The sequence below is a fragment of the Lacinutrix sp. 5H-3-7-4 genome, from assembly GCF_000211855.2.
GTDB lineage: Bacteria > Bacteroidota > Bacteroidia > Flavobacteriales > Flavobacteriaceae > Lacinutrix.
The window spans coordinates 1014080-1029667 of the sequence record NC_015638.1; the positions used below are offsets into that span (position 1 = coordinate 1014080).

Annotated in this window: 13 protein-coding genes; 3 read left to right on the forward strand and 10 right to left on the reverse strand. The window is 31.9% G+C overall.

All coding sequences use genetic code 11. The annotated features are described in order from the left end of the window. Window positions 1-4: 4 nt before the first annotated feature. Window positions 5-1468 (reverse strand): ankyrin repeat domain-containing protein, encoded by a 1464-nt coding sequence (locus LACAL_RS04420; RefSeq protein ID WP_013869505.1) that lies wholly within the window; start codon window positions 1466-1468, stop codon window positions 5-7. Further along, entirely contained in the window at window positions 1469-2377 is a 909-nt protein-coding gene (locus LACAL_RS04425) for a DUF6607 family protein (RefSeq protein ID WP_013869506.1), read from the reverse strand. Between the two features lie 171 nt (window positions 2378-2548). On the opposite strand from LACAL_RS04425, the gene LACAL_RS04430 reads away from it, so the two are divergent. Together LACAL_RS04430 and LACAL_RS04435 are read left to right on the forward strand one after the other, a co-directional pair. Next, on the forward strand, window positions 2549-4612 hold the full coding sequence (locus LACAL_RS04430; protein ID WP_237701006.1) for a TonB-dependent siderophore receptor: 2064 nt from the start codon (window positions 2549-2551) through the stop codon (window positions 4610-4612). 11 nt (window positions 4613-4623) lie between these two features. Beyond that, window positions 4624-5718: an HmuY family protein gene (locus tag LACAL_RS04435; protein WP_013869508.1), complete on the forward strand. Its 1095-nt coding sequence runs from the start codon at window positions 4624-4626 to the stop codon at window positions 5716-5718. Between the two features lie 63 nt (window positions 5719-5781). On the opposite strand, the gene LACAL_RS04440 is transcribed toward LACAL_RS04435, so the two are convergent. The 7 genes from LACAL_RS04440 to LACAL_RS04470 form a co-directional block, all read right to left on the reverse strand. Beyond that, window positions 5782-6375 (reverse strand): TetR/AcrR family transcriptional regulator, encoded by a 594-nt coding sequence (locus LACAL_RS04440; protein WP_013869509.1) that lies wholly within the window; start codon window positions 6373-6375, stop codon window positions 5782-5784. 18 nt (window positions 6376-6393) lie between these two features. Continuing rightward, entirely contained in the window at window positions 6394-7812 is a 1419-nt protein-coding gene (locus tag LACAL_RS04445; RefSeq protein WP_013869510.1) for an efflux transporter outer membrane subunit, read from the reverse strand. A 4-nt stretch (window positions 7813-7816) separates the two neighbouring features. Then, on the reverse strand, window positions 7817-10954 hold the full coding sequence (locus LACAL_RS04450) for an efflux RND transporter permease subunit (protein ID WP_013869511.1): 3138 nt from the start codon (window positions 10952-10954) through the stop codon (window positions 7817-7819). 22 nt (window positions 10955-10976) lie between these two features. Beyond that, window positions 10977-12116 carry an efflux RND transporter periplasmic adaptor subunit gene (locus LACAL_RS04455; RefSeq protein ID WP_013869512.1) on the reverse strand — a complete coding sequence of 380 codons (1140 nt, stop codon included), beginning with the start codon at window positions 12114-12116 and terminating at the stop codon, window positions 10977-10979. A gap of 4 nt (window positions 12117-12120) precedes the next feature. Beyond that, entirely contained in the window at window positions 12121-12621 is a 501-nt protein-coding gene (locus LACAL_RS04460; protein ID WP_013869513.1) for a GbsR/MarR family transcriptional regulator, read from the reverse strand. A gap of 140 nt (window positions 12622-12761) precedes the next feature. After that, window positions 12762-13781 (reverse strand): phenylalanine--tRNA ligase subunit alpha, encoded by a 1020-nt coding sequence (pheS, locus tag LACAL_RS04465; protein ID WP_013869514.1) that lies wholly within the window; start codon window positions 13779-13781, stop codon window positions 12762-12764. Between the two features lie 164 nt (window positions 13782-13945). Further along, window positions 13946-14302: a hypothetical protein gene (locus LACAL_RS04470; RefSeq protein ID WP_013869515.1), complete on the reverse strand. Its 357-nt coding sequence runs from the start codon at window positions 14300-14302 to the stop codon at window positions 13946-13948. 67 nt (window positions 14303-14369) lie between these two features. Between LACAL_RS04470 and LACAL_RS04475 the strand changes: the two genes are divergently transcribed. After that, entirely contained in the window at window positions 14370-14900 is a 531-nt protein-coding gene (locus LACAL_RS04475) for a CvpA family protein (RefSeq protein WP_013869516.1), read from the forward strand. Window positions 14901-14957: 57 nt separating this feature from the next. Here the strand turns inward: LACAL_RS04475 and LACAL_RS04480 are convergent, their stop codons facing one another. After that, a complete protein-coding gene (locus LACAL_RS04480) occupies window positions 14958-15587 on the reverse strand; it encodes a carbonic anhydrase family protein (RefSeq protein WP_013869517.1) in 630 nt (209 codons plus the stop codon). Window position 15588: the final 1 nt, after the last annotated feature.

Below are 15588 nucleotides of genomic sequence, written 5' to 3' on the forward strand. Positions count from 1 at the left end.
ATAATTATTTTAAAAAGTTTATTGAAATGTCTTTTTTAGATAAAATTTCATTTTCTGAAGCCAAATCAAAAGCAGTTTCTTCAAAAGTAGTTTTAGCTTCTTTATTGGCACCTATAGCTAATAAATGCTTTAATAATTTAACATCTGTAGCTTTCATTGCTGCTAAGTGTAATGCTGTATAACCATCTTTATTTACTGCATTTACATCTATTTCAAACTGTGCTATTTGTTTTAAAAACTTAGCGTTATTTTTATCTAAAGCTAAATGTATTAATGTGTTACCATTATCTTGAGGTTTAGTAAATTCTAAACCATTGTTTTGTAAAAGTTGTAATTTATTTTCAAAGTCATTTTCATTTCTAGGACTATAAGACTCTATTAAATAATAAGATAAATTATTTCCTTTTGCATCTTTTGCTTTTATGCTAGCTTCCTTAGATAATAATAATTCTACAACTTCTGCACTATTATTTTGTACAGCAAGCATTAAAGCTGTTTCTCCTTTTTTATTGGCTTGTTCAATATTTTCAACTTGGCTTAAAAGGCTTTCTATTACCTCAATCGAGTTACTTTTTACAGCGTTTAAAAATGGTGTGCTTCCGTTTTTATCGGCAGCATTTATATTGTTTCCGTTTTCAATAAAATAGTGAATTACCTTAAGGTCTTTGCTTCTTGAAGCAACATTGTGTAATGGTGTAAGACCTTCATTAGTTTTTACATCTGGATTTAAACCAATATTTTCTAAATATTGATATACATCAATACCGTTTGTGTTACCTCGTGTACCTTGACTTGCAAAAATAAATGCTTGGTCGTTTCCTTTTAAGCCTTTTTCATCTAAGCTTTTTAAAATTTCAATGTTTGCTTTTTTTGCGACGTAATTAAAAATACCGTTACCATTTTTATCTGTACTCTTAATATCTAAGCCTTTATCTTGAAAATACTCAACTAATTCAAAATTACTTGGCGCAGCTAATAATAATGCATTAGCTCCATCGTGATTAACATCATTTTTTAAATCAGCTCCATTTTCTAAACAAATGTTATAAACCTCTGTATTGGCTTGTCCCGCATTTGCAGCAAAATTTAATGCTGTAAAGCCATGGTCATCTAATACATCTGTTTTTGCGCCTTTGCTAATAAGGTATTTCATTATAGTATCGTTACCTGCATAAGCTGCCCAAAAGATATAAGTACGACCATCGTGTGTTAACTTATTTACATCGTTTCCTTCTTGAGATAACATAAACTTTAAAACGTCGTTTGGTGCCGACTGTAATATCGCATATACCATAGGATCAAAGCTATTATTGTTTAATTGCGATGGGTTATTACCTTTTGCAATTGCGTTTTCTACATCTTCAATAGAAACAGTTGGACTCCAAAATTTTCGGTTTAATAATGCGTTGTCTTGTGCTGTAATTTGTATACTTATAAAAAGTATAGCTACTGTGATTAAATTTTTCATTTATTTTACTATAAAGCTTTCAATTAATGGGTTTATTTGTTCTTTTGTTGCGTAATTTTCGTCATCAAATAAGTATTTAAATAATACTTTATTATCTACTTTAGCGTGTAATTCTAGGTTTTGGTTTCTTGCAAAAACCTCATCCCATTTAGTACGAACTTTAGCCCATTTTTCTTGACTATTTTTCCACCAGTCTTGAGATGCTTTACAACGACTATCATCTACTTTAACATAAGTATTGTACCCTTTTTCTTTTGCCAAAACTACATCATCTTTTCCTGTTTCTCTAATAACTTTTTCGTTATCCTGGTCATGTAACCAACCGTATTTAGTAATCTCATGTCTATTACCTCTTACTGTTACATTGTAATCGCTTCTTTTTGTGTACTCACGTCTTGGTAATGGTGCTGTTGTTGTGTTTTCCCAAAAGCTTTTTCCATCTACATGTACCCATGTTGCAGAACCTTCGTAACGCGGACTATCGTCTACTTGATATACTTTTTGTGTCCATTGATTTTTAACTTCTTTTTTAGGCTTAGATTGGTACGTCCATTTATTATCTCCATTAAACATATAAAAGTCTGTATTCTCAAATAACCAATCTTGTCTCCAGTGTTTAACAATATGTGGCGCATCTGGGCTACCAACCTGTAATAAATGCTGAATTGAAATTTTATTATCACTGTCTTCTACTAATTGAGCCCATTCTAAACCAGAAGCTATCTTAGTTTCTGATGGTTTGTATAAAGAGTCTTGGCTATAGTTAAATGTTTCGGTGAAATTAAACGTAACCTCATAACAACCACACATGCTTTTTATCGCTTCTTGGTCTTTTTTCTTTTTGCTTTGAGCTGTTACAGATAGTGAAAACACTATTAATAATAATGGTAAAATTGTTAATCTTTTCATTTTTAAATGTTTGTGATTTTTGTTTTAAAAAATATCATTCTTATTTAGACTGAATTAAAATAAGATATATATTTGCAACAAATTTAATCAAGAATGATTCTAAATAAAAACTATTTAACGGTTTATTTTTCTTTTTTTTTAATTACGAGTTTAATCGCACAAAAAGATAAGATGATTGTTAAAGATTCTACATCTGTAACAGATCTTGACGAAGTAGTTATTACAGGACAGTACAACCCTCAATCTATAAAGAAATCTGTACATAATGTAATTGTTATAGACAGAAAAAAAATTGATCAGCAAGCTGCAAATAATCTAGCAGACTTACTAAACTTTAACCTAAATTTAAACATTATTCCAAGTGCATCTACAGGTCGTTCTACAATTTCATTTTTTGGATTAGATGCTCAATATTTTAATATTTTGGTCGATAATATTCCTTTAGTTAGCGATAACGGATTAGGTAATAATATAGATTTAACACAAATAAATCTTGATGATATTGAGCGTATAGAAATAGTTGAAGGCGCTATGGGAGTAGATTATGGTGCCAATGCTGTATCTGGTGTAATTAATATAATTACCAAAAAAACTATTGACCACGATTGGCAAATACAAACTTTTGTACAAGAAGAAACAGTTAGCGATGAGTATGCCTGGTTTGACGAAGGAAGGCATATACAAGCTTTAAATATTGGTCATAATTTTAACGATAAATGGTCTGCTAAAATTGGTTTTAATCGCAATCAATTTGCTGGTTTTTTTAACGAAAGACAAGGTGAAGATTATTATTTTAATGATGGTTTACGTGGTTACGATTGGTTACCAAAAACACAACTTACAACTAAAGCAAACCTTAACTATAATACAGATAATTTTAAACTTTTTTACAAGTTTGAGTATTTTAATGAAGAGTTAAATTATTATGATGCTGCAGTAAGAGCAAATATTAATGTTTCTAACCAAACCAGTAATCCATCTGCTACAGATAGGGTTTACACTACAAATAGATTTGTAAATAATTTAAGTTTAAATGGTCGTTTAAATTCTGGAGCTAATTATAATGCTTCATTATCATACCAAACACAAAAAAGAGATTTAAACGAGTATAATTATTATATAGTTACCGAAGAAAAATCTGATGAAACCAATGAGGAGTACCAATCTAGTGATGTATTCTTCTCTAAAGGAACTATAAATAATCTTTCTAATAGTGAAAATTTTAACTACCAATTAGGTTACGAAACCAGATTTATATCCGGTTTTGATACGCAAGCATCTGGTGATGTTACACAACAAGACAAAACATTAAAACAGAATAATTTTGCAGCATTCTCTTCTTCTGAAATTAATTTAACTAAAAAATTCTCATTACGTCCAGGTATTAGATATGAGTATAATTCAAAATTCAAATCAAAACTACTAGGTTCATTAAGTGCTAGATATTTATTAAACAAAGGTTATGAGCTTCGTGCAAGTATTGGATCGTCTTACAGAACTCCAAATTTTGAAGAATTATACTACTACTTTGTAGATTCTAATCATGATGTTAGAGGAAATGAAAACTTAAATCCAGAAACAGGTTTTTCAGCATTTTTAAACCTAAAAAAACGCAGTTGGTTTAACAATACATCTATGACCAACAATATAAAATTAAGCTATATCAACTTAGAAGATAAAATTGAATTAGCCATTGTTAATCCAACACCATTACAATACCAATATATAAATATTGATGCCTATAGATTGGTTGGTTTTACTTCTGAAAACGTAATAAAGCAAAACAATTGGACCTTTAATTTAGGTGCTACAGTACAAGGTATTTCTAGAGTGATGAATGATGAAGTTAATGCCGAAAATGACTTTTTATACGCCTTTCAACTTAACACAAGCGCAACCTATTTAATTGAAAAATGGGATACCGCTTTAACTGTACTTTTTAAGCACAACGGAAAACAACAAAATTACATTGCAGAAGGCAGTGATGCTAACGGAAACAGCACCTTTAAAAAATACAATACCGATGCTTATAGCTGGATGGATGCTTCTATAAAAAAATCGTTTTTTAAAAATAAACTTCAAGCTACAGTAGGCGTTAGAAACCTTTTAGATGTTACTAGTGTAGATGTCAATGGCGCTTCTACAACTGGTGTACACAGCACAAATAACAGCAGCCTTTTATTAGGTTACGGACGATCATATTACCTAAAACTATTATATAATTTAAATTTTTAAACAACAATAACATGAAAAACAAACTTTTTACTTTAGCTCTATGTATAACTGCTTTAGTTTTTACTAATTGCAGCAGTGACGATGATAATAACACAACATCACAACCTTTAAATATAGTAATAGAAGGTGCTGCAGTAGCACCAACTGTTGGTGGACCAAATCAACAAAACCAAGTATATGTAGATTTAAGTACAAATACAATAACAAGCGTACAACGTGATTCTTGGGATTTAGCATTCTACTCTGGAACAAATTTTAGAGTTGTTATAAATGGCTCTATTTATATGGCTACAGCACAATTAACAGCTACAGATATTGATGCTGTATCTTCTACAGATCAAGAAGTACAAGATTTACAACCTCAAGTTGCTGTGGGAACATTTGATGCTGCAAACACTGCTTATGTTGATGCGCCAAATGGAGATATTACCACTACTGCAATTGCAGAAATTGATGCGACAAATGCAAACAACCACGTATACTTAGTTAACCTTGGATATGAAGTTGGAACAGAAACTCCAGAAACTGGATCTGTAGATATAACTGGAGACAGCAGAGGTTGGAAAAAAATTAAAGTAACACAAAACAATGGAGATTATGTATTACAATATGCAGATTTAGATGCTACAACACACCAAGAAGTTACTATCTCTAAAAATACAGATTACAATTTTACTTTTTTTAGCTTTGATGCTAACTCAGAAGTAAATATCGAACCAACAAAATCTGAATGGGATTTAAACTTTACTGTTTTTACAAATGAAATACCAGGTTATGGATCGTATGGTTATTCAGATTACGTAGTTAACAATGCAAAACAAGAAGCATCTGCCTATATGATTGATACAGAAGTTGAAACTGAATTAACTTACGACAACTTTACCATAGACGATATTAATAATGATAATTTTGGTACAGATCAACGCGCAATTGGAAGCAGCTGGAGAAATGGTGGCGGACCAGGCGCTTTACCGTCATTAAAAGACAATGTTTTTTATATTATTAACGATACAGATGGAAACTTATATAAATTAAAGTTTTTAGCAATAACAAACGAAGCTGGAGAACGTGGTTACCCAGAGTTTGTATATAGCTTATTACAATAAATAAAATTCTTATAGTCTAAAAAAAGCCTTAACAGTCATGTTAAGGCTTTTTTATTATAAATTTTAATTTAAATATGAATTAGTATAATTATCACTTACTATACCTTTTAAATTGTAAAGTACTAGATGCTTAAACAACTCATCTTTAGTATAAATTTCAAATAAATTATTCTCTTTAAACACAAGATTATCTATTCTAAAAAAATAGATTCTAACTATTAATTCAATATCAATTTCGGGTCTTATATCTCCTTTTAATTGTGCTTCAATAAGTAAATCTTGTATGATTTTATGCGCTAATTCTTCAGAAAAACTATCGAATAATAAACCAGCTTTTGGATAGTATTTGTGTATACCAAAAATAAAAGAGGGTTTAAAATATTTTAAATACTCAAACCCTCTACGGTAAATTAAAATAACACACAAAACAGGATCTTTACCATTGCTATTAACAATCCTATTTATATCGGTTTTATACTCGTTTAATAAACTTTCTAGACTTGATTTCACCAAGTCTTCTTTGTTTTTAAAAAAAGAATAAATTGTTTTTTTAGATATGCCAAGCTCAGTTGCTAAATCGTCTAAAGTAACGTGTTTACTACCAAATCGAGTAAACTTAGTTATAGCACATTGTAACAATTGAGCTTTGGTTATCATTTCATTTCTATTAAATTATTATCTCCATCCACCACCAAGCGCTTCATATAAATCTACAATAGAAACTAATTGTTGTAATTGACTATCTATAATATTAAGTTCGGCATTTAAAGCGCTTTCTCTTGCTGTTAATAAGTCTAAGTAATTAGCGTAACCATTTTTAAGTAACTCGTTAGAATTAGCTTCGGCTGTACGTAACGCTTCCACTTCATTTTTTCTAAATTCAAACTTTTTAGTTTCAGCTTTATATGTATATAACGCATTAGACACTTCACTTCCTGCGACTAACAAAGTCTTTTTAAACTCAAGCAAAGCTTGCTCTTGTTGTGCAAGCGCAACTTCTTTTTGTGTTTTAATTTTTCTTTGATTAAAAATTGGTTGCGTTAATCCGCCAATAATGGTAGCAAATAATGAATTTGCATTTAATAATTTATCCAATTCCAAACTCTGAAATCCGCCTGAAGCTGTTAAAGTTAACGACGGATAAAAATTACTTCTCGCAACATTTGTTAACTCAAATGAATTAATTAAACCATATTCTGCAGCCATAACATCTGGTCTGTTGCTTAATAAAGTAGCAGGAACACCCAATACGATATTTTGATCTATATTTTGAATGTCTAAACTGCTTCTTTCAAACGTTTGTGGTGTTTTACCTAATAAAATGCTTAGCGTATTTTCTGTTTTAAAAATAGCGACTTCAATATCTACCTGTAAAGCTTTAGCACTATTGTACTGTGCGATATTTTGGTCTACAGCAACTTGTGTTACTTGTCCAGCGTCTTTTAAAGCTTTTATTGTAGTAACACTACTATCTCTAGTTATAATAGTTTGTTTGGTTACTTCTAATTGCGCATCTAAAGCTAATAAATTATAGTATGTATTCGCAATGCTAGATACCAGTTGCGTTTTTACTGCTTGATGTCCTGCGACGCTTTGTAAATAAGCAGCTTGTGTTGCACGTTTGTTACTTCTAATTTTTCCCCAAATATCTGCTTCCCAAGATAAGTTTGCTGTAATATCATAGGTATCAATAGCGCCACTAAATAAAGCTCCAAATTGACTGTTTTCTGATAATTCCTGATGCGTTGCATTTGCACCAACGCTTACAGATGGTAAATAACCTGCTTTACCTTGTTTCGCATAAGCTTGTGCTGCTAAAATTTGCTGCAAAGCTATACGTACATCCATATTATTTTGCAAACCTTCTTCTATGTATTGCTGAAGGTATTGGTCTGTAAATAAATTTTTCCAAGAGACATCTGCAATAGAGACGCTATCTGTTGGTAAATTATCGGTTCTGTAAAGTGCTTCTGTTTCAGCATTTACATCTGGTCTCACATAATCTTGAGCTACAAAACAACTTTGTAGTGTTAATGCTACAACTAATATTAATGCGCCTTTACTAAGGTTTCTATGTTTTATTATTGATTTCATTGTTTTAATCTTCAATAGTTTGTACTGCTGGTTTTCCCGAAACTTTTTCTTGTAACCATTGGAATAATATAAATAAGATAGGAATAACAAAGACTCCTAAAATGGTACCAATAAGCATTCCGCCTGCTGCACCAGAACCAATAGAGTTGTTTCCTTCTGACCCAACACCTGAAGCTAATGCTAAAGGCATTAATCCCAAGATAAAGGCAAACGATGTCATTAAAATTGGACGTAAACGTGACTTAGCACCATCTATCGCTGCATCAACAATGCTCTCGCCTTGTTTTCTTCGCTGTAAAGCAAACTCAACTATAAGTATAGCATTTTTAGCCAACAGACCAATAAGCATGATTAAGGCAATCTGGAAATATATATTGTTTTCTAACCCTAAGAATTTAGTACTTATATAGGCACCAAATACACCAAATGGTAATGATAATACTACAGCAAATGGTAGCAAGTAACTTTCGTATTGTGCACTTAATAAAAAGTAAACAAATAAGATACTTAGTATAAATATAAACGTTGTTTGGTTTCCAGCGTTTACCTCTTCACGTGTTAAACCTGAGTAAGCAACTGTATAATTACTTGGTAGTTTTGCTACCTCTTCCTCAATAACTCTAATGGCATCACCTGTACTATAACCATCGTTAGTAGCACCAGAAATCATGGTAGAATTAAAAAGGTTAAAACGTGTTACCGATTGTGGTCCATAAACTCTTTCAAGCGTAACAAACTGTGTAATAGGAGTCATCTCGCCAGAATCTGTACGCACATACATGCTGTTTAAAGCATTCTCGTCTGCTCTATCTTCTGGTAATGCTTGAATATATACTCTATACTGTTTTCCGAATCTAGAAAAATCTGATGCATAAATTCCACCTATATAACCTTGTAATGTTGAAAATATACTATTTACAGAGACACCTTTTTCCTTTGCTAATGGTACATTAACTTCCATTTCATATTGCGGATAATTAGTACTAAAAGAAGATTGTGCATATTTAATTTCTGGATGACTCATTAAAGCCATAGAAAAGTCTTTATTAGCTTGATCTAAATCTGTAAACTCACCACCAAATTTATCTAATAAATTAATTTCGAAACCTGATGAGTTACCAAAACCACGAATACTAGGAGGTGAAAAGAATATAATATTGGCATCTGGTATTCCTGCTGCTACACCAAATAATTTTCCCGTAATAGCTTGCGCTGATAACGACTCGTCTTCACGTTCATCCCAGTTTTTAAGTTTTATAATTCCAAAACCATAATTACTACCTGCGCCACTTATTAAACTTCTACCTTTAATAAAGTTAACAGCTTCAATACCTTCTATGCCTTCAATTTGAGCATATAATTTTCTTGAAACAGCATCTGTTCTATCCAATGATGCTCCTGGAGGTAATTCGATGTTTGCAAAAACAATTCCTCTATCTTCATTAGGTACAAAACCTGTAGGAGTTGTCATTGAAGCCCAATAAATACCAACACCTGCAATAATTAATAGTAATACTGAAACAAATTTTCTTTTGTATAAAAACTGTAATGATTTACCGTATCTATTAATGGTTGCATTAAATCCACGATTGAATAAGGTATAAAAACGTTTTAATGGTCCTTTTCCTTTTAGCTCTTCGTCTTCTTTATGTTCTTTTAATAATAAAGCACATAATGCAGGACTTAAGGTTAATGCATTTACAGCAGAAATTAAAATGGCAATAATTAAAGTAACACCAAATTGCTCATAAAAAACACCTGTTGGTCCAGTAATAAAGGTTACTGGAATAAATACCGCTGCCATTACCAAAGTAATTGAAATTATGGCTCCAGAAATTTCGTTCATAGCGGTTAATGTTGCCTTTTTCGGGTTGTGTTCTCCTTCGTCCATTTTAGCATGAACAGCTTCTACAACAACAATAGCATCATCTACTACAATACCAATAGCAAGTACTAAGGCAAATAATGTTAGTAAGTTAATAGAATAGCCAAAAACATTTAAGAAGAAGAAGGTACCAATAATAGAAACCGGTACTGCAATTGCAGGAATTAATGTAGAACGGAAATCTTGTAAAAAGATAAATACTACTAAGAATACCAGTAAAAAGGCTTCTAATAATGTGCTAATTACTTTTTCTATTGAAGCGTTTAAGAATAAACTGGTATCGTATGGTACAAAAATGTCTAGACCTTCAGGAAGATCTGCTTTTACATCTTCTAAAGTCACTTTAATGTTTTCAATAATTTCTTGTGCGTTAGATCCTTTAGTTTGGAAAATTCCCATAAAAACTGCTGGATTACCCATACTCATGGCATTAGATGAGTATGATTGTGCATCTAACTCTATAGTTGCCACATCTTTTAAGCGTAAAAACTCTCCGTTTCCTAAAGCTTTAATTACAATATCGCTGTATTGCGCTTCGTCTTTAAAACGACCACTATAGGTTAATGTATATGAAAATGATTCACCATTATTTTCACCTAAAGAACCTGCTGCTGCTTCTAAATTTTGCTCTGCTAAAGCTGCAGTAATATCTGAAGGTATTAAGTTATAAGACGCTAATTTTTCTGGATTTAACCAAACACGCATAGCGTAATCTTGTTGTGAAAATACACTAACATCTCCAACACCACTAATACGTTGCATTGCTGGAATAACGTTAATTTTTAAGTAATTCTGAATGAATGTAGCGTCGTAATTTTCACTTTCAGAATACATGGAGATAAACATTAGCGCACTAGTTTCCTGCTTTTGTGTTACAACTCCTGTTTGCGTTACCTCTTGTGGTAATAATGGTGTGGCTCTAGCTACACGATTTTGAACATTAACAGCTGCAATATCGGCATCTGTTTCTTGATCAAAATATACCGTAATTTCAGCAGTACCATTATTTGATGCTGTAGAGGTAATGTACGTCATACCTTCTACACCATTAATTTGCTCCTCGATAGGTACAATAACGCTCTCTAAAACGGTCTCTGCATTTGCACCTGTATAATTTGCAGTTACTTTAATAGTTGGTGGTGCAATATCTGGATATTCCTCTATTGGTAAGGTAGTTATACTAATAACACCTAGCATAACTATGATAATAGAGATTACTGTTGAAAGTACTGGTCTTTCAATAAATGTTTTTAACATGATAAATATGTTTGGTGGTTATCTAATTTCTAAATAATGTTGCAACCGGCTTAATAGCTTCTTCAAATGAAGTTTCTTGAGGCGCAATTGCCATACCGCTTCTTAGTTTTCCAATACCAGATACTACAATCTTGTCGTTTGGTGCTACACCAGACTCTACAACATATAAGTTATCTACAGTACCTTTTACTTTTAAAATAGAAGTCTCTACTTTATTGTTTTCTCCTAATTTGAAAATCATAATATTACCTTGCTGCTCAAAAGTTGCAGTTTGTGGTACAACAATAGCGTCTTTATACTCTATTGGAAATTTAATTTTTCCACTGTTTCCGTTGGTTAAAATTTCGTTTGGATTATCAAAAGCTGCTCTAATTTGAATAGTACCTGTACTTTGGTTAATCTGTCCTGTACTGGTTTGAATACGTCCTTTTTCAGAATACTCCTTACCATTTGCTAAAACTAAAGTTAAGTCTGGCGAATTTTTAATACGCTCTGCTTTGTTTTGACCTTCTGCACGTTGTAAGTGATCAATGTATTGTGCTTCATTAAAACTAAAAAAAGCATAGACTTCGTCTATTTGACTTACAGTTGTGAGTGGTGTTGCATCACTTGGGCTAATTAAAGCACCTTCTCTAAAATTAATGGCTCCAACAAAACCATCAATTGGACTTTTAATGGTAGCGTAACCGATATTTGCAGTTACACCACTATAATTAGCTTTAGCTTGTGCTAAATTTGCTTTTGCAGTTTCTAACTGCACTGGACTAATAATGTTTTTTTCTACTAAAGGAATTAGTTTATCAACCTCAACTTGTGCTACATTTACTTGTGCTTTTGCTGCACCAGCATCTTGACTTAACGATTGTGTTTCTAGTTTAAATAACACTTGTCCTTTGCGTACTTTTTGACCTTCATCTACATATACTTTTTCTACATAGCCAGAAGTTTTTGCTCTAACATCACTATTTACTTTTCCCTCAATAGTTGTTGGATACTCTGTATAACCAGTAACGGTTTTTGTTTGTAATTGTGTAACAGGAAACGGTAAAGCTTGTTGCTGTTTTGCTGCGGCAGCTTGTGCATTTTTATTGTCGGCACAGCTGGCTAAAGCTAGAAAGACACTAGCTATGGTTAATATTGAAATTATTCTATTTGTTTTCATTATTTTAAAGGTTGAATTTGTTTTTTATTAGGTTTTCTTTTAGTTCTTTCATAGATGCCGAAGCACTTGCAATAAATTTGAGATAATTTATATGAAAGGTTAGATCAAATTTTTCTTCTTCATCTGTTGCCTGCTCATTAATAGCTTCTTTATAAGCTTTCATTTCAAGATGAAGCGCCTTAACAGATTCCCATTCTTCAATCATTGTATCTATATGGTTGAATACAGAATCTTTATTTACTACAAAGTATTTTTTTCGGTCACCTGTTTTAGTGAAGTATTCTATTTTTTTTAAATCTTGTAAATGATTTAAATGCGTAGAAATGGTGCTTTTACTTGCGCATAAAACTTCAACCATCTCATCGAAAGTTGTACCTCGTCTTCCTGTTAAAATTACGTAAGCCATTATACGGGCTGCAACAGGTGCTAAATTATTTCTATTTTCTAAATGGACGCCAAGCTTTTCTACAAGTGCCATTTTTTTACTGCATATTTCTTTCGTCATTATTACTTATTTTAATAATTACATGGCAAAAATAGAGTTTAGTTCGGAACAAACCGAACTAAACGAAGTTAAAGTGTTGTTAAATAAAAAAGCCAACTGTTAACAGTTGGCTTTTAATTGTATGTACCTAATATAGAGTTTTATAAAGCAGATTTAAATTGCTCTAAAAATCTAATATTATTTTCACTTAATAATCTAATATCTCCTATTTGGTGTAAAAGCATTGCAATACGATCTATTCCCATACCAAAAGCAAAACCAGAGTATTCTTTAGAATCGATACCACAGTTTTCTAATACATTAGGGTCTACCATACCACAGCCCATTATTTCTAACCAACCTGTGCCTTTAGTAATTTTATAATCTACTTCGGTTTCTAATCCCCAATAAACATCGACCTCTGCACTTGGTTCTGTAAATGGGAAATATGAAGGACGTAAACGTATTTTAGATTTCCCAAAAAGCTCGGTTGTAAAATATTGAAGTGTTTGTTTTAAATCTGCAAAACTTACGTCTTTATCTATATATAATCCTTCTACTTGGTGGAAAAAACAGTGAGAACGTGCTGATATTGCTTCGTTTCTATATACTCTACCTGGTGATATTGTTCGAATTGGTGGTTGGTTATTTTCCATATAACGCACTTGTACAGAACTTGTATGGGTACGTAATAAAATATCTGGATCGGTTTGAATAAAAAAGGTATCCTGCATATCTCTTGCCGGATGATATTCTGGTAAGTTTAGTGCTGTAAAATTATGCCAATCGTCTTCTATTTCTGGTCCTTCGCTTACGTTAAAACCTATTTGAGAAAAGATATTTATAATTTGATTTTTTACTAAAGAAATTGGGTGACGCGCTCCTATTTCTACAGGTGCTCCAGGCTTAGATAAATCGCCATAATCACTTACATCTTGAGTAGTATTCTCTAGCTCACTTTTTAGAGTATTTACTTTTTCTTGAGCTGTAGTTTTTAACTGGTTTATTGCTTGTCCAAATTCCTTTTTCTGGTCATTGGCTACATTTTTAAACTCTGCAAAAAAATCGTTTAATAAGCCTTTTTTTCCTAAATATTGAATTCTAAAAGCTTCTACTTCTTCTATTGTTTGTGCTTTAAAAGCCTCTGCTTCTGCTATGAGCTCTTTTATCTTATCTATCATAATCTTTTATGCTGAATTTATTTCAGTATCTAAATGATTGGCAAATTTATGAATTTTATCGTGATTTGCGTTAGCGATGGAGGCATTTGTTGAAGCTCTTTTATTTGCCTTAAAGCAAATTAAAAGCGACTGCCGAGAGCGCGACCTTTGGGTAACGCCCTAATTTATTGAATATATTCTGTTTCTATAAAGTAATTAACTATAGCTTCTTTCATTAAAACACTTTGTTCTCCTGCTTTTAGGCTTGGTAACTGTTCTTTTACTTTGTAGTGTGGCCAGCCGTCTTTATCTACAAAATCGAATTCATAATAGCCGTAAGGTGTTAATAGTTTGCATATTGCTATATGCATTAAGTCTAATTTATGGTCTTTTTTAAATTTACGGTCTAGTTGCCCTAGTTCTTGCACACCTATAAGATAAATTATAGCGTCTAAATCTAGAGTTTCTCCATCTGCAAATTGGTTAGAGAGTTTTTCTACTACCAGGCTCCATCGTTCTTTTAATTCTTGATCTCTTGACATGTGTAAGTTAAAAGTATAAAGTTTGAAAGTTGCAAAGTTAGTTTATATTTGTTGAAATTGTATTATTATGGCTGTTATTGATATTGTTTTAGGTGCTTTGCTTTTGTTTGGCTTAGTTCGTGGTTTTTTAAAAGGTCTTTTTGTTGAAGTTGCTTCTTTGGTTGCTTTAGTTGCTGGTGTTTATGGTGCCATTCACTTTAGTTATTTTGTTGCTGAATTTCTTGAAGAAGGTACAGAATGGACAGAAAAAACAATTAATATTACTGCTTTTGCTATTACTTTTGTAATTATAATAGTTGTTATTTCTTTAGCTGGAAAAGCCCTTACTAAACTTGCAGATTTTGCTGCTTTAGGTATTTTAAATAAGCTTTTAGGTGGTGTTTTTGGTGCGCTTAAAATTGGGCTAATTTTAAGTATTTTATTAATTGTGTTTAATAAAATGAACAATACAATTACGTTTATAGATGAAGAGCATATTGAGGATTCTATACTTTATGAGCCTGTAAAATCTATTGCTCCTATATTATTCCCTAATATTATTAAGGCTGAAACTGAAGATTCTATAAATGAAGATTTAGAAACTGAAACTGAGGCATAAAAAAACCTGCACCGTTTTTATTAAACAAATGCAGGTTATATTTTTAGTTTAATTTTATTAAAGCATTTCTACTTTTCCAGATTGTAAACTGTAAACACCTCCTACAATTTTAATTTCGCCATTATCTTCCATTTCTTTTAAGATTGGGCTTTTTTCTCTTATGCGGTTTATTGTTAATTGTACATTGTTTTCTACGGTTTTAGCTACAAATGCTTTATTTGATGAGTTTGCTTCACCTTCAACTTCTTCTGCACTTTTATGTACTGCTGGTAAAATGTTGCTTAGTAAGTGTGTAATGTTTCCTAATTCTACACCATCGCAAGCTGCTTTTACTGCTCCACAAGCTTCATGCCCTAAAACTAGTACTAATTTACTTCCTGCTACTTTACATGAGTATTCTAAGCTTCCTAAAATGTCTGTGTTTTCAAAGTTTCCGGCTACTCTAGACACAAATATATCTCCTATTGCTTGGTCTAAAACTGTTTCTACCGGAACACGAGAATCTATACAAGAAAGTACTACTGCTTTTGGGTGCTGACCTCCTGTAGTTTGTGATATTAATGCTGAGTTATCTACTGCTTGAGAATCTCCTGCTGTAAATCTCTTGTTTCCTTCTAATAAATCTTGTAATACGTTATCTGGTGTTAATGTGTCTTGTACTTGTTTTGTTATTGCTGTATTTTTCATT

Excerpts from the sequence above, each read along its gene's own strand:
- pheS (WP_013869514.1), bottom strand. The coding sequence starts at position 13,781 with ATGATAGATAAGATAAAAGAGCTCATAGCAGAAGCAGAGGCTTTTAAA.
- LACAL_RS04435 (WP_013869508.1), top strand. The coding sequence starts at position 4,624 with ATGAAAAACAAACTTTTTACTTTAGCTCTATGTATAACTGCTTTAGTT.
- LACAL_RS04450 (WP_013869511.1), bottom strand. The coding sequence starts at position 10,954 with ATGTTAAAAACATTTATTGAAAGACCAGTACTTTCAACAGTAATCTCT.
- LACAL_RS04425 (WP_013869506.1), bottom strand. The coding sequence starts at position 2,377 with ATGAAAAGATTAACAATTTTACCATTATTATTAATAGTGTTTTCACTA.
- LACAL_RS04445 (WP_013869510.1), bottom strand. The coding sequence starts at position 7,812 with ATGAAATCAATAATAAAACATAGAAACCTTAGTAAAGGCGCATTAATA.
- LACAL_RS04460 (WP_013869513.1), bottom strand. The coding sequence starts at position 12,621 with ATGACGAAAGAAATATGCAGTAAAAAAATGGCACTTGTAGAAAAGCTT.
- LACAL_RS04420 (WP_013869505.1), bottom strand. The coding sequence starts at position 1,468 with ATGAAAAATTTAATCACAGTAGCTATACTTTTTATAAGTATACAAATT.
- LACAL_RS04475 (WP_013869516.1), top strand. The coding sequence starts at position 14,370 with ATGGCTGTTATTGATATTGTTTTAGGTGCTTTGCTTTTGTTTGGCTTA.
- LACAL_RS04480 (WP_013869517.1), bottom strand. The coding sequence starts at position 15,587 with ATGAAAAATACAGCAATAACAAAACAAGTACAAGACACATTAACACCA.
- LACAL_RS04470 (WP_013869515.1), bottom strand. The coding sequence starts at position 14,302 with ATGTCAAGAGATCAAGAATTAAAAGAACGATGGAGCCTGGTAGTAGAA.
- LACAL_RS04440 (WP_013869509.1), bottom strand. The coding sequence starts at position 6,375 with ATGATAACCAAAGCTCAATTGTTACAATGTGCTATAACTAAGTTTACT.
- LACAL_RS04430 (WP_237701006.1), top strand. The coding sequence starts at position 2,549 with ATGATTGTTAAAGATTCTACATCTGTAACAGATCTTGACGAAGTAGTT.
- LACAL_RS04455 (WP_013869512.1), bottom strand. The coding sequence starts at position 12,116 with ATGAAAACAAATAGAATAATTTCAATATTAACCATAGCTAGTGTCTTT.